This is a genomic window from Aromatoleum evansii (assembly GCF_045689615.1).
Taxonomy (GTDB): domain Bacteria; phylum Pseudomonadota; class Gammaproteobacteria; order Burkholderiales; family Rhodocyclaceae; genus Aromatoleum; species Aromatoleum evansii.
This window is the reverse complement of sequence record NZ_CP141259.1, coordinates 5,221,897-5,235,321: the sequence shown is the minus strand read 5'-3', so window position 1 is coordinate 5,235,321 and position 13,425 is coordinate 5,221,897. Positions and strand designations below refer to the sequence as shown.

The 13,425-nt window shown below is 67.0% G+C and carries 14 protein-coding genes; 13 read left to right on the top strand and 1 reads right to left on the bottom strand.

Annotated elements, in window-relative coordinates; translation table 11 throughout:
- Positions 1-6: 6 nt before the first annotated feature.
- From U5817_RS24525 to bzdQ, 11 genes are all read left to right on the top strand, one after another.
- Positions 7-975, top strand: coding sequence for a branched-chain amino acid ABC transporter permease (locus tag U5817_RS24525; RefSeq protein WP_407279162.1), 969 nt, complete (start codon positions 7-9; stop codon positions 973-975).
- A complete protein-coding gene (locus tag U5817_RS24520; RefSeq protein WP_407279161.1) occupies positions 968-1,726 on the top strand; it encodes an ABC transporter ATP-binding protein in 759 nt (252 codons plus the stop codon). Before U5817_RS24525 ends, U5817_RS24520 begins: the two co-directional genes overlap by 8 nt.
- A gap of 79 nt (positions 1,727-1,805) precedes the next feature.
- Entirely contained in the window at positions 1,806-2,510 is a 705-nt protein-coding gene (locus U5817_RS24515) for an ABC transporter ATP-binding protein (RefSeq protein ID WP_169125352.1), read from the top strand.
- The gene (locus U5817_RS24510) at positions 2,511-3,281 is read left to right on the top strand and encodes an alpha/beta fold hydrolase (RefSeq protein ID WP_407279160.1); all 771 of its coding nucleotides are present in this window, start codon (positions 2,511-2,513) and stop codon (positions 3,279-3,281) included.
- 6 nt (positions 3,282-3,287) lie between these two features.
- Complete coding sequence (locus U5817_RS24505) at positions 3,288-3,710, top strand: benzoyl-CoA thioesterase (RefSeq protein ID WP_407279159.1); 423 nt, start codon at positions 3,288-3,290, stop codon at positions 3,708-3,710.
- A 128-nt stretch (positions 3,711-3,838) separates the two neighbouring features.
- The gene (locus U5817_RS24500; protein ID WP_407279158.1) at positions 3,839-4,642 is read left to right on the top strand and encodes an enoyl-CoA hydratase/isomerase family protein; all 804 of its coding nucleotides are present in this window, start codon (positions 3,839-3,841) and stop codon (positions 4,640-4,642) included.
- Positions 4,643-4,807: 165 nt separating this feature from the next.
- The gene (locus U5817_RS24495; RefSeq protein ID WP_407279157.1) at positions 4,808-4,981 is read left to right on the top strand and encodes a rubredoxin; all 174 of its coding nucleotides are present in this window, start codon (positions 4,808-4,810) and stop codon (positions 4,979-4,981) included.
- Positions 4,982-5,497: 516 nt separating this feature from the next.
- A complete protein-coding gene (gene bzdN / locus U5817_RS24490) occupies positions 5,498-6,637 on the top strand; it encodes a benzoyl-CoA reductase, bzd-type, subunit N (protein WP_407279156.1) in 1,140 nt (379 codons plus the stop codon).
- A gap of 165 nt (positions 6,638-6,802) precedes the next feature.
- The gene (bzdO, locus tag U5817_RS24485) at positions 6,803-8,113 is read left to right on the top strand and encodes a benzoyl-CoA reductase, bzd-type, subunit O (RefSeq protein ID WP_407279155.1); all 1,311 of its coding nucleotides are present in this window, start codon (positions 6,803-6,805) and stop codon (positions 8,111-8,113) included.
- Between the two features lie 133 nt (positions 8,114-8,246).
- Complete coding sequence (locus U5817_RS24480) at positions 8,247-9,050, top strand: acyl-CoA dehydratase activase (RefSeq protein ID WP_169125293.1); 804 nt, start codon at positions 8,247-8,249, stop codon at positions 9,048-9,050.
- 31 nt (positions 9,051-9,081) lie between these two features.
- A complete protein-coding gene (bzdQ, locus tag U5817_RS24475) occupies positions 9,082-9,993 on the top strand; it encodes a benzoyl-CoA reductase, bzd-type, subunit Q (RefSeq protein ID WP_169125292.1) in 912 nt (303 codons plus the stop codon).
- A gap of 37 nt (positions 9,994-10,030) precedes the next feature.
- On the opposite strand, the gene U5817_RS24470 is transcribed toward bzdQ, so the two are convergent.
- Entirely contained in the window at positions 10,031-10,990 is a 960-nt protein-coding gene (locus U5817_RS24470) for a LysR substrate-binding domain-containing protein (protein WP_211166900.1), read from the bottom strand.
- 105 nt (positions 10,991-11,095) lie between these two features.
- Here U5817_RS24470 and U5817_RS24465 point away from each other — a divergent pair, with 105 nt between their 5' ends.
- A complete protein-coding gene (locus tag U5817_RS24465) occupies positions 11,096-12,409 on the top strand; it encodes a D-serine ammonia-lyase (RefSeq protein WP_407279154.1) in 1,314 nt (437 codons plus the stop codon).
- 186 nt (positions 12,410-12,595) lie between these two features.
- On the top strand, positions 12,596-13,399 hold the full coding sequence (locus U5817_RS24460) for an SDR family NAD(P)-dependent oxidoreductase (RefSeq protein WP_169125290.1): 804 nt from the start codon (positions 12,596-12,598) through the stop codon (positions 13,397-13,399).
- Positions 13,400-13,425 lie beyond the last annotated feature (26 nt).

Sequence of the window (13,425 nt, the reverse complement as noted above, 5' to 3'; positions counted from 1 at the left end):
GCAGCCATGAATTCGCGTATCTCCACCATTTTCAAGCTCGCGGTGCTGGCCGGCGTGCTCGCCTTCCCGGCCTTCGGCTCGGACTTCTACGCCGAGATGGTCGCCAAGGTGCTGATCCTCGCGATCTTCGCGATGAGCCTCGATCTGCTGGTCGGCTTCACCGGCCTCGTGAGCTTCGGCCACGCCGCCTACTTCGGCATCGCCGCCTATGCAGTCGCGCTGATGACGCCGAAGTACGACCCGGCGAACCTGTGGCTGGCGCTGCCGGCGTCCATCCTCGCGGCGGCCGCGGCGGCCTTCGTCATCGGGCTGTTCGTGCTGCGCACCAAGGGCATCTACTTCATCATGGTGACGCTCGCCTTCGCGCAGATGGCCTACTACGTGTTCCACGACACGCCGCTGGGCGGCGGCTCGGACGGCATCTACCTCAACTTCAAGCCGGATGCGACGATCGCGGGCTGGGTGCCGTTCGACCTCAACGAGCCGCATCACCTGTACTACTTCGTCGTCGCCGCGATGCTCGCCGTGTATGGTCTGCTGAAGCTCGTGCTGCGCTCGCCCTTCGGCCGCGTGCTGGTCGGCATCCGCAGCAACGAGCACCGCATGCTCTCGCTCGGCTACGCGACCTTCCGCTACAAGCTCGCGGCCTTCACGCTGGCGGGCGGGCTCGCCGGCTTCGCGGGCTTCCTGTACGCGGTGCTGTTCGGCTTCGTGACGCCGGAATACCTGTCGTGGCACAAGTCCGGCGACGTGCTGCTGATGGTGATCCTGGGCGGCATGGGCAACCTCGCCGGCGCGATCGCCGGGGCCGCGGCGCTGGTCGGACTGCAGGAGATCTTCACCGGCATGACCAAGCACTGGCAGCTGCTGATGGGCCTCACCATCGTCGCCGCGGTGCTCTTCATGCCGGGCGGCATGGCCGCGACTCCCGCCCGCATCATGGCGCGCATCAATGGGGGAAAGACCAATGAGTGAAGTCCTGCTTGCCGCCGAGGGCATGACCCGCCGCTTCGGCGGGCTGCTCGCCAACCGCGATGTCAAAATCCAGCTCGAGCGTGGCGTGCTGCATGCGCTGCTCGGCCCCAACGGTGCGGGGAAATCGACCTGCATCAACATGCTGTCGGGCGACCTGCCGCCGTCCGAAGGCACGATCCGCTACAAGGGGGAGGACATCACCGCGCTGACGTCCTACCAGCGCTCGCGTATCGGCATCGGTCGCAGCTACCAGCGCACCAACATCTTCCCCAAGTTCACGGTGCTGGAGAACTGCCGGCTCGCGGCACAGTCGCGCAAGCCGCGTCCCTGGAGCCTGCTGACCAATGCACTGCGCATGCCCGAAGCGGTCGAACGGGCACGTGCGGCGATCGCCGAGGCCGGCCTGTCGGGCCGCGAGGACCGCGTCGCCGGCACGATGTCGCACGGCGAGCAAAGGCAGCTGGAGATCGCGATGGTGCTCGCGACCGACGCCGAGGTGCTGCTGCTCGACGAGCCGCTCGCCGGCATGGGCTCGGAGGAGTCGGCGCAGATGGTCACGCTGCTCAACCGCCTGAAGGCGACGCGTGCGATCCTGCTCGTCGAGCACGACATGGACGCGGTGTTCGCGGTCGCCGACCGCATCACCGTGATGGTCAACGGCCAAGTGCTGGAATCGGGCTCGCCGGAGCAGATCCGCAACAGCCCCGACGTGCAGGCGGCCTATCTGGGACACGAGGCGGAGCATGAATGACATGTCCATGATCAGAGTGAACGCAGCGGCCGACCCTGCCGCCAATCCTGCCGGGCAGGCGGTGCCCGACGAGCGCGAGATGCTGCTGGAGGCGATCGGCCTGCACACCTACTACGGCTCCAGCCACATCCTGCACGGCGTGAACTTCCACATCCGCAAGGGCGAGGCGCTCGGCCTGATGGGCCGCAACGGCATGGGCAAGACGACGCTGATCCGCACCATGATGGGTTTCCTGACGCCCAAGGCGGGCGGCGTGCTGGTGCGCGGCCAGCGCATGACGGGCGGGCCGACGCACAGGATCGCGAAGCTCGGCATCGCCTATGTGCCCGAAGGCCGCGGCATCTTCCCCAACCTCACGGTCCGGGAGAACCTGATCATGGCCGCGCGCGCCGGCGTCGACGGCCAGCGCGACTGGACCTTCGACCGCGTCATGGCGACCTTCCCGCGCCTTGCCGAGCGCATCGAGAACGGCGGCGGCAACCTGTCCGGCGGCGAGCAGCAGATGCTCACGATCGGCCGCGCGCTGATGACGAACCCGGATCTCCTGATCCTCGACGAGGCCACCGAAGGTCTCGCGCCGCTGATCGTGCGCGAGATCTGGCGCGTGATCCGCGAGATCCGCGACAGCGGCATCGCGACCGTGATCGTGGACAAGAACCACTCCGCGGTGACCGCGCTTACCGACCGCTCGATGATCCTCGTGAAGGGCCAGGTCGTGTTCGATGGTCCGAGCACGGAGGTGCGCAATAATCCCGAGCTCATCAAGAAACACCTGGGGGTCTGAATGAAGCAAGTGCTGGTCTGCGGCAAGCATCTCGAATACGTCCGGCTGCCTTCCGCGCACCCGCGCGACGGTGCGCCCGCGATCGTGTTCCTGCACGAAGGACTGGGCTCGGTGTCGATGTGGCGCGACTTCCCGCAGAAGGTCGCGGATGCGACCGGCTGCGAGGCCATCGTCTATTCGCGCGCGGGCTACGGGCGTTCCGATGCGGCCGAACTGCCGCGCACCACGCGCTACATGCACGACGAGGGCCTCAAGGTGCTGCCGGCGCTGCTCGACGCCTTGCAGCTCGACCGGCCCATTCTCCTCGGCCACTCCGACGGTGGCTCCATCGCGCTGATCTGCGCGGGCGGCACCGCGACGCCGCTCTCCGGCGTGATCCTGATGGCGCCGCACGTGCTCGTCGAGGACATCTCGGTGAAAAGCATCGCGCAGGCCAAGCTCGCGTGGCAGAGCACGGATCTCCCGGCGCGCCTGGGCAAGTACCACCACGACGTCGAGGCCGCCTTCTGGGGCTGGAACGACATCTGGCTGCACCCGGATTTCCGCGCTTGGAACATCGAGGAATACCTCCCGAAGGTCGCCTGCCCGGTGCTCGCGATCCAGGGCGAGGATGACGAATATGGCACCATGGACCAGATCGACCGTATCGCCGCGCAGGCGCGCGACGTGGATCTCGTCAAGCTCGCCGACTGCCGCCATTCCCCGCACAAGGACCAGCCCGCGGCCGTGATCGAGGCCGTCGGCGAATTCGTGAACCGAATCCTGGACTGAACGACCATGATCTTCGAATGCAAGAAATCCATCCGTTTCCACCACTGCGACCCGGCCGGCATCGTCTTCTACCCGCAGTGCCTGGTGCTGTGCAATGAGGTGGTGGAGGACTGGTTCGACCGCGGCATCGGCGTGGACTTCTACAAGCTGCACGCGGAGATCCGCCGCGGTGTGCCGATGCGCCACCTCGAGGTCGACTTTTTCGCGCCGAGCATGCACGGCGATGAGCTCACGTTCACGCTCTACGTCGCGCGCATCGGTGGCAGCTCGATGGACATCGTCACGACCGCGTCGATGGGCGAGCAGGTGCGCTTCCGCGCCAAGCAGACGGTGGTGTGGGCCGACCTCGGCGGCGCCCCGCGCGCGACCGTGATCGACGACGAATGGCGCGAGCGTTTCGGCCGCTATCTGGAGTCGCCGAAGGACTGACGTGGGGCGCGCTTGTGGGAGCGGCTTCAGCCGCGAATCTGCGCTCGGAGATGCCGGATCGGCCCATTCGCGGCTGAAGCCGCTCCCACAGTGATGTTCACCGAACCCGTCGCAACGAAGGAAACACGATGGACTACAGCCGCTACACCAACCTGAAGGTCGAACTCCACGAGCACGGCATCGCCGAAGTGATCCTCGGCGAACCCGGCAAGCTCCCCGCCGCGGACGCCACCGGCCACGGCGAGCTCGCCGACATCTGGCGCGACCTCGACCGCGACCCGGCCGTCTCGGTGATCGTCGTGCGCGGCCAGGACAAGGGCTTCTCCGCCGGCGGCACGCTGGACCTCGTCGCCGCGATGGTCGACGAGTTCGAGCACCGCGCCCGCGTGTGGAAGGAAGCGCGCGACATCGTCTACAACATGATCAACTGCTCGAAGGTGATCGTCTCCGCGATCAACGGCCCCGCGGTCGGCGGCGGGCTGGCGGTCGCGTTGCTGGCGGACATCTCGATCGCGGCGAAGAACGCGCGCCTCATTGACGGCCACACCCGCCTGGGCGTCGCCGCCGGCGACCACGCGGCGATCATTTGGCCGCTGCTGTGCGGCATGGCCAAGGCCAAGCTGCATCTCCTGCTGTCGAACGAGGTGAGCGGCGAGGAAGCCGAACGCATCGGCCTCGTGTCGATGGCGGTCGAGGTCGACGTGTTGCGCGACACCGCCTTCGACATCGCCAGGAAACTCGCCGCCGGCCCGCAGACCGCCTTGCGCTGGACCAAGCACAGCCTCAACAACTGGCTGCGCCAGGCCGGCCCGATTTTCGACAACTCGGTGGCGCTGGAGATGCTCGGCTTCACCGGCCCCGAAGTGCGCGAAGGCCTCGCCGCGGTGCGCGAGCGCCGGACGCCGAATTTCCCGGCCGGTTCCCCGATATGACATGAAACCTGTAGGGCGGGAGGAGCCGAAGGCGCATCCCGCCACGCGGCGGTGCCGACCCGACCCCCTTGGCGGGATGACTCCCGCCCTGCGAAACCCCAACGGCGCCGCAGAGCGCCTGGCAACACCCCACCCCCAACGAAAGACAGAGAGAGGACCACCATCATGACCACCTACCAGTGCAGCGCCTGCTACTTCCCCTACAACGAGGCCGACGGCCTGCCCGACGACGGTATCGCGGCCGGCACCAAGTGGGAAGACGTGCCCGAGGGCTGGGTCTGTCCCGACTGCGGCAACGGCAAGGAACACTTCAACCCGGCACCCGAGCAGGAAGGCTGAGGCAACGTAATCAGCGTCCTGCCTGAAGGCGTGCTTGGTCGCACGCCTTGTCGCGGTGCTTATCACCGCGCCGGGATGGACGGGCGCTTCGACACCTGATCCCCTGCGGGGCAGGGCAGCGATGCCTAGCCCCGAACTCCTGTAAACCGTCTTCCCTCGACGCATCACGCACCAGTGGGAGCGGCTTTAGCCGCGAATCGGCGCCCATTCGCGGCTGAAGCCGCTCCCACAGGGCCGCGTCCGTCACGCACGGTTCTTCCTCCGGCAATCGTTCCCGCTGACCCCTCGCGGGCCTCCTGAACTGCACTTCGCTGCATGCGAATGAATAATTGTTCATTCATCGCTTGATTTCGTGAAAATCCGGATGTAGAGTGAACGAACATTCAGTCAGTTGATGGACATCAAACAGACTGGAGCGAAGGCAGGATCGGATGGGGATTGGAAGGATTTGGCCGGAAAGGCTCCCCGACAGGGCGGGTGGCCCGGAGCGCGGGGCAATCACAAGGAGACGGATTCATGAACGACGGATTGTTTGACCAGTTCAAGGAGTGGTACGAGAAGCGCCATGACTACGCCCGCGCGTGGAAGGCGCGCACTGGCGGCCAGGTCGTCGCGACGATGTGCACCTACACGCCGGAAGAGCTGCTGATCGCGGCCGGCATGCTGCCGGTGCGCGTGCTCGGTGCGCACGAGCCGCAGAACGTGACGGAGCCGCACATCTTCGGCATGTTCTGCCCGTTCTGCCGCGACTCGCTGGCGCAGGGCCTGCTGGGCCGTTTCGACTACGCGGAAGGCGTCACGCTGACTCAGTCCTGCATCCAGTACCGCCAGGCCTACAGCTCCTGGCGCCAGAACGTGCCGACGGTGAAGTGGGACTACTACGTCGCGATGCCCAACGACGTGCAGTCGCCGCATTCACGCAAGGCGCACCGCGCCGAAGTGCAGGCGTTCCGCGTGTTCCTGCAGACACTTACGGGCAGGACGATCACCGACGACATGCTGCGCGACGCGCTCGCGGTGATGGACGAGAACCGCCGCCTGCTGCGCCAGCTGTTCGACTACCGCAAGGCCGACGAGCCCAAGGTCACCGGCGTCGAGGCGTTGTACGCGTCGATCACCGCGCAGTTCATCGACAAGCGCGAACACAACGAGATGCTGAAGAAGGTGCTCGCCGCGCTGCCGGAGCGCAAGGTGACGCGGCCGACGGGCGCCCGCTTCATGACGATCGGATCGGAAAACGACGACGTCGCCTTCATGGCGATGGTCGAGTCGGTCGGCGCCACCATCGTCATCGACGACCAGTGCTCGGGCACGCGCTATTTCTGGAATGCGTCGAAGAACGACGACGACGTGATCAAGGCGATCGCCGACCGCTACTGCGACCGCCCGGCCTGCCCGACCAAGGACTACCCGGCCCACACGCGCTTCGACCACGTCCTGAACCTCGCGAAGGAATACAAGGTGCAGGCGGCCGTCTTCCTGCAGCAGAAGTTCTGCGACCCGCACGAAGGCGACTACCCGGACCTCAAGCGTCACCTCGAGGCCAACGGCATCCCGACGCTGTTCCTCGAATTCGACATCACCAACCCGATCGGCCCGTTCCGTATCCGCATCGAGGCGATGCTCGAGACGCTGAGCGAAGAAGAACTGTTCTGAGAGCTTGTGAAGAAATCGTCGCGAGCAGGGTCGAGTGCAAGGCGCGAGCGAGCGAACGACGAGACATATCAGATGGATAGGCGAGGAGTGAGCGAGTGAGCAACGCAGCAATCGACCCGCGCAGCAGATTTATTCGCAAGCCCTGAGCCCGACAGGAGACATGAGATGGACACCAAGGCAATCTACCCGACCGAGCAGCTCAAGCTGTGGGGCAAGGCCAAGCAGCTGCGCGAGCAGTACTACCACAACTACGCCCGCGCCAAGGACAACGGCGGCATCCGTTGGTCCGCGGCGGGCTGGTCCTTCGACGCGATCCCGACCTCGCTCGGCGATGACGTCTATCCGCTGACCGGCGAGCCCTACTCGGCCGGCGTGTCGCTCGACAAGAAGTTCACCCAGCGCTGCCTCGACGCCGCCGAGTCCTACGGCTTCGCCCGCGACATGTGCTCCTACATGCGCATCTACTGGGGCAGCATGCACTTGGATGAATACTTCTACGGCGGCAAGTGGCCGACCTCGGACTTCATCTTCCAGACGCAGATCTGCTGCTCGCACGCGAAGTGGTACCAGCACGTCGCGCACGTGAAGAAGATCCCCGACTTCTATGTCGACGTCTCGGTCGGCGCGTACAAGGACCTCACGCCCGACCGCCTCGACTACGTCACCAGCCAGCTGCACGACTCGATCGAGTTCGTCGAGAAGGCGACCGGGCGCAAGTGCGACGACGAGCTGCTGATCCGCGCGATCAGGAACGAGATGCGCTCGACCAGCCGCTGGGCGCAGATCTGCGAGCTGCAGAAGGCGCGGCCCGCGCCGCTCGACGAGAAGACGATGTACTCGCTGTATGTGCTGTGCATCCTGCATAAATCCTCGCAGTGGTGCGCGGACTTCATGGACGAGCTGTACGACGAGGTGAAGGACCGCGTCGCGCGCGGCATCGCCGCGGTGGCCAACGAGCGCTGCCGCCTGATGTCCGACACGCAGCCGCCTTGGCCCTTCCTCAAGATCTTCCGCTATCTCGAGAGCTACGGCGCGGTGTCGATCGGCTCGCTCTACACCTTCGGCCTCGAAGGCACGTGGGAGTACAAGGAAGACGGCTCCTGGGGCGCGCGCACCGTGCCGTGGGAGAAGGGCATCGAGATGAACGACCGCGACACGGCGCTGCGCCTGTATGCCGACTGGAACCTCTCGAAACCGCTGTGGCAGCAGTTCTTCGACCCGTCGGTGAAGTCCCGGATGATGCTCGACATCGCGCGCGACTGGGGTGTCAACGGCTGCATGATGCACCTCAACCGCGGCTGCGAAGGCCTCTCGGTGGGCATCATGGAAAACCGCCAGGCGATGGCCAAGGCCGGCATTCCGATCATGACCTACGAGGGCAACATGGGCGACGAGCGCGAGTTCGACGAAGTGCGCACGCAGGCGCGTGTGGATGCCTTCATGGAGCAGCTGGGCTTGCGTCGCCTGGCGGCCTGATCCCCTACACCAGCAGAGAGCGGCGCCGTGCCGCGTTATCCGGGTGTCGCGCCCCGCCCGGGGCCCTGCATCCGGCGGCGGCGTGCGCCCCTACAACACGCACAAGCAGTGCCAACGAGATGAGGACAGAAACATGATCACCGCAGGAATCGACATGGGTTCGCGCAGCGTCAAGGTCGTGCTGCTCGAGGAACTCGACATGGAAGGCAAGCCGCAGCTGGTCGTGAAGAAGGCGCACCTGATGCTGCCGGGCGACCTCGACGCGGACCAGGCGGCCGAGCAGGCCTACGACGCCGCGCTGCAGGCGGCGGGTGTGGCGCGCGGCGACGTGAAGTCGGTGTTCGCCACCGGCGCGGGCCGCAACCAGGTCGCCTTCGCCACCGAAGGCGTCACCGAGATGACCGCGGGCGCGCGCGGTGCGGTGTACATGTACCCGCAGGCGCGCACCGTGGTCGACGTCGGTGCCGAGGAAGGGCGCGGCATCAAGACCGACTCGGACGGCAAGGCGATCGACTTCGCCGGCAACGAGAAGTGCGCCGCCGGCGCCGGCTCCTTCGCCGAGGCGATGAGCCGCGCGCTGCAGCTCTCGCTCAAGGAGTTCGGCGAGGCGAGCCTGCGCTCCGACAAGAGCATCCCGATGAACGCGCAATGCACGGTGTTCGCGGAGTCCGAGGTGGTGTCGCTGATCCACTCCTCGACGCCCAAGGAAGACATCGCCAAGGCGGTGCTCGATGCAGTCGCCAGCCGCGTGTGCGCGATGGTGCGTCGCGTCGGCATCGAGGGCAACGTCGTGCTGATCGGCGGCATGGGCCACAACCCCGGCTTCGTCGCTTCGCTCAAGAACGCGATGGAGGTCGACGAGGTGCTGCTGCCCGAGCTGCCCGAATTCGCCAGCGCGCTGGGCTGCGCGCTGATCGCGGCCGAGCGCCTGCACTGAACCGACCGGACATGAATCGAGGAGACATGAAATGAATGCAGGAATCGACAAGGTGAGCCTGGCCACCCCGGAGAAGAAGGAATTCTGGCGCTGGCAGGAAAACACCTGGTACGACGAGACCAGGAACTGGCAGGACGCCAAGATCATCACCTGCGGCATCGACGTCGGCTCGGTGTCCTCGCAGGCGGTGCTGGTGTGTGACGGCGAGCTGTACGGCTACAACAGCATGCGCACCGGCAACAACTCGCCGGACTCGGCCAAGAACGCCCTGCAGGGCATCATGGACAAGATCGGGATGCAGCTCGAGGACATCAACTATGTCGTCGGTACCGGCTACGGCCGTGTGAACGTGCCCTTCGCCCACAAGGCGATCACCGAGATCGCGTGCCATGCCCGCGGCGCGAACTACATGGGCGGCAACAAGGTGCGCACCATCCTCGACATGGGCGGCCAGGACTGCAAGGCCATCCACTGCGACGATAAGGGCAAGGTCACGAACTTCCTGATGAACGACAAGTGCGCAGCCGGTACCGGCCGCGGCATGGAAGTCATCTCCGACCTGATGCAGATCCCCATTGCCGAACTGGGCCCGCGCTCCTTCGAAGTCGATGAGGAGCCGGAAGCGGTGTCGTCGATCTGCGTCGTGTTCGCGAAGTCCGAGGCGCTGGCGCTGCTCAAGGCCGGCTACACCAAGAACAAGGTGATCGCCGCCTACTGCCAGGCGATGGCAGAGCGCGTGGTGAGCCTGCTCGAGCGGATCGGCGTGGAGGAGGGGTTCTTCATCACCGGCGGCATCGCCAAGAACCCGGGCGTGGTGAAGCGCATCGAGAAGCTGCTGGGCATCAAGGCCGTCGATACCAGGATCGACAGCCAGATCGCCGGTGCGCTGGGCGCGGCGCTGTTCGGCTACACGCTGATGCAGAAGCAGGCCGGCAAGGCCTGAGCTCGCGGCGACGCGCGCGCCTTGCCGCGGCGGCCGCTCATGCGCGCGAATGTCCTGCCCCGCCGGGGGAGAGCCAGGCCATTCGCGCGGCATCGAAGCGCGCGCACTCCGCCTTCAGCCAGGTCGAGAAGATCGCGACGCGCCGATCGTCGGGGCGGCGGGATAGCAGCACGTAGCGCGCCGGCGCACGCACGTGCCGGCCGAACACGTTCATCAGGCGTCCGCTCCGGATCTCGTCCTGGACCAGCGCCGAGCGGGCCATCACCACGCCCTGGTGGCTCAAGGCCGCGCCGATCGCCAGGCTCGACAGGTTGAACTGCGGCCCTTCGAGATGCGCGATCCAGGCGGGGTGAAACGCCTCGAGCCAGGTGCGCCATTCCACGAATTCGGCCGCACCGACCCACGGCGATGCGTCATGCAGCAGCACGACGCCGTCGGGCGACTCCCCGGCCGCAAACCCGGGATGCCGCGCCAGATACTCCGGCGTGGCCGCGGCGAAGAGATACTCGTCCAGCAAAACGTCGGCCTGCAGCCGGCTGTAGCGGACCGGGTCGTAACGCACCGCCACGTCGATGTCCTGGGCGTCCATCGCTTGTCGGTCGAGCGTCTCGAACTCGGCCTTCAGCCGCACGGACACGTCGGGCCGCTCGCGCTGGAACTCCGTCAGGCGCGGCATCAGCCATTGCAGCGCGAACGAGGGCAGGCAATTGACCTGCAGGGGCGCGTTCGGCTCGCCGAGGCGCCGGATCGTGTCCTGGATCTCGTTCAGCGCGCGCGCCGTGGTCTCGAACAGCGCTTCACCCTTCGCCGTCAGTTTCAGGCCGCGCGGCTGGCGCAGGAACAGCCCGTAGCCGAGGCGGTCTTCGAGATGGCGAACCTGCTGGCTCACCGCGCTTTGCGTGAGGTGCAGCGATTCGGCCGCCTTCGTGAAGCTCAGCAGGCGCCCCGCCGCTTCGAAGCAGCGCAGCGCCCCGAGGATGGATGAATCCAGCTTCATAGGTATTAGAAGGGCTAATGCACGGTCCAGAAAGTATCGCTATTTTCACACGCGGGACAGGCATAGGATGCAGTCTATTCTAGAACCCCTGCGAGGATCCGCGACATGACCGCTCTCCCCCCGGCGCTATTAGCGCAGCTTCAATCACGCCGGCCGCTGCTGTGGTTGAATCCACGGCTGGGCCAGCCCCTGCCGGCCTCCGCCCCGGCGACGCCGCTGATCGCCGCGGCCGAGGCGCGTCTCGCGCGCTTTGCGCCGCTCATGGCGACGCTGTTTCCGGAGCTCGCGCCAAGCGGCGGACACATCGAATCCCAGCTGATGCCCGCCGCGGCGCTCCGCGACGAACTGGCCGGCAGGGACGCTGCCGCGGGGGCGTGGTTCATCAAGCGCGACGACCAGCTGCCGGTCGCGGGCTCCATCAAGGCACGCGGCGGCTTTCACGAGGTGCTCGCTTTCGCCGAATCAGTCGCGCTCGAACACGGGTTCCTGGCCGCGGACGGCGATCCCCGCGTTCTCGCGACGCCCGCGGCACGCACGCTGTTCTCGCAATATACGGTGTCGGTCGGCAGCACCGGCAACCTGGGCCTGAGCATCGGGGTGATGGCGGCGGCGCTCGGCTTCGACGCGGTGGTACATATGTCGGCGGATGCCAAGGCGTGGAAGAAGGACCGCCTGCGCAAGCGCGGCGTGCGCGTCGTGGAGCACGCAGGCGACTACGCCGAGGCCGTGGCGGCGGGGCGCGCGCTGGCCGAGGCTTCGCCGCGCTGCCACTTCGTCGATGACGAAAGCTCGGCCCTGCTCTTTTTCGGCTATGCGGCGGCGGCGCGTCACCTCGCCCGACAGCTTGCCGACGCCGGCCGTGTCGTGGACGCCGCGCATCCGCTCCTCGTCTACATCCCCTGCGGCGTCGGCGGCGCGCCCGGCGGTATCACCTACGGGCTCAAGGCCTTGTTCGGCGAGCATGTGCACTGCTTCTTCGCCGAGCCCGTCGCCTCGCCGTGCATGCTGGTGCAACTGGCCTCGGGGGGCGACGCGCCCGTCTCGGTCTACGACATCGGTCTGGACAACCGCACCGACGCCGACGGCCTCGCCGTCGGCCAGGCGTCCCCGCTGGTTAGCCCCTTGATGGCGTCGCAGCTCGCGGGTGTGTTCACTGTTCCCGATGATCGGCTCTACGTTCACTTGCGCGCCCTCAAGCGATCGCTGGGCGTGGACGTCGAGCCGTCCGCGGCGGCGGGCGTCGGCGGGCCGGGCTGGCTGCACGATTCGCCCGAAGGTCAGGCCTATGTGCGCGCGCACGGACTCGACCTGCGCGCCGCGACGCACGTGATCTGGGCGACGGGCGGCTCGCTCGTTCCGCCCGAGGAACTCCGGCGCTTCCAGGACTACGCGGAAACCCTGAGCGACCGTGCGCCCTGAGTGATGCAGGCCGTTCCCGGGGGCCGCGGAGCGGAGCCGGGCAACGGGAATCCGAGGCAAGGAAAGATTCCCGTTGACTGTGCGATTTAAATGAACGACTATTCATTCACCGAGCTGCAAGGCGTATCCGGATTCCCGGTGCGCAGCGGTCTCGGCCGGTACGGACAAGCAAACGCGGAGGATGTGATGGCGGCAGATCTGGATCGCGCACTCGCTGGCAAACACGTGGTGATCACCGGCGGCGGCCGCGGCATCGGTGCCGCAATCGCCGCGGCCGCCGCCGCGCAGGGTGCGCACCTGACGCTGATGGGCCGCACCCGTGGGCAGCTCGAAGAGCGCGCCGCCGCCTTGCGGGCGGAAGCGGGGCAGGGGGACATCGAGGTGCATTGCGAGGCGGTCGACGTTGCCCGCGCGGATTCGGTCGAGGCAGCCTTTGCGGCCGCCACGCGCGCGCTCGGCCCGGTCGCGGTGCTGGTCAACAACGCGGGCCAGGCCGGCAGCGCGCCCTTCCTGCGCACCGAGCCCGCGCTGTGGCAGCAGATGCTGGAGGTGAACCTCACCGGCACCTACCTCGCCACCCGCGCCGCGCTGCCCGGCATGCTCGCCGCCGGCTGGGGCCGCGTCATCAACGTCGCCAGCACCGCGGGCGAGAAGGGCTATCCCTACGTCTCGGCCTACTGTGCGGCCAAGCATGGCGTGATCGGCCTGACGCGCGCGCTGGCGCTGGAAATGGCGCACAAGCACATCACGGTGAACGCCGTGTGCCCCGGCTACACCGACACCGACATCGTGCGCGATGCGATCGCGAACATCCGCGAGAAGACGGGCCGCAGCGAGGTCGACGCGCTCGCCGAGCTGGCGAAGCACAACCCGCAAGGCCGCCTGGTGCGCCCGGAAGAGGTCGCCAACGCGGTGCTGTGGCTGTGCCTGCCGGGCTCCGAAGCGGTCACCGGGCAGGCGATCTCGGTGTCGGGCGGCGAGGTGATGTAAGCAGACCCGTCCGAGCGGGCGCCGTA

Bases quoted from the DNA above. Each gene is read 5' to 3' on its own strand.
- U5817_RS24525 (WP_407279162.1), top strand. From the start codon at position 7: ATGAATTCGCGTATCTCCACCATTTTCAAGCTCGCGGTGCTGGCCGGC.
- U5817_RS24520 (WP_407279161.1), top strand. From the start codon at position 968: ATGAGTGAAGTCCTGCTTGCCGCCGAGGGCATGACCCGCCGCTTCGGC.
- U5817_RS24515 (WP_169125352.1), top strand. From the start codon at position 1,806: ATGCTGCTGGAGGCGATCGGCCTGCACACCTACTACGGCTCCAGCCAC.
- U5817_RS24510 (WP_407279160.1), top strand. From the start codon at position 2,511: ATGAAGCAAGTGCTGGTCTGCGGCAAGCATCTCGAATACGTCCGGCTG.
- U5817_RS24505 (WP_407279159.1), top strand. From the start codon at position 3,288: ATGATCTTCGAATGCAAGAAATCCATCCGTTTCCACCACTGCGACCCG.
- U5817_RS24500 (WP_407279158.1), top strand. From the start codon at position 3,839: ATGGACTACAGCCGCTACACCAACCTGAAGGTCGAACTCCACGAGCAC.
- U5817_RS24495 (WP_407279157.1), top strand. From the start codon at position 4,808: ATGACCACCTACCAGTGCAGCGCCTGCTACTTCCCCTACAACGAGGCC.
- bzdN (WP_407279156.1), top strand. From the start codon at position 5,498: ATGAACGACGGATTGTTTGACCAGTTCAAGGAGTGGTACGAGAAGCGC.
- bzdO (WP_407279155.1), top strand. From the start codon at position 6,803: ATGGACACCAAGGCAATCTACCCGACCGAGCAGCTCAAGCTGTGGGGC.
- U5817_RS24480 (WP_169125293.1), top strand. From the start codon at position 8,247: ATGATCACCGCAGGAATCGACATGGGTTCGCGCAGCGTCAAGGTCGTG.
- bzdQ (WP_169125292.1), top strand. From the start codon at position 9,082: ATGAATGCAGGAATCGACAAGGTGAGCCTGGCCACCCCGGAGAAGAAG.
- U5817_RS24470 (WP_211166900.1), bottom strand. From the start codon at position 10,990: ATGAAGCTGGATTCATCCATCCTCGGGGCGCTGCGCTGCTTCGAAGCG.
- U5817_RS24465 (WP_407279154.1), top strand. From the start codon at position 11,096: ATGACCGCTCTCCCCCCGGCGCTATTAGCGCAGCTTCAATCACGCCGG.
- U5817_RS24460 (WP_169125290.1), top strand. From the start codon at position 12,596: ATGGCGGCAGATCTGGATCGCGCACTCGCTGGCAAACACGTGGTGATC.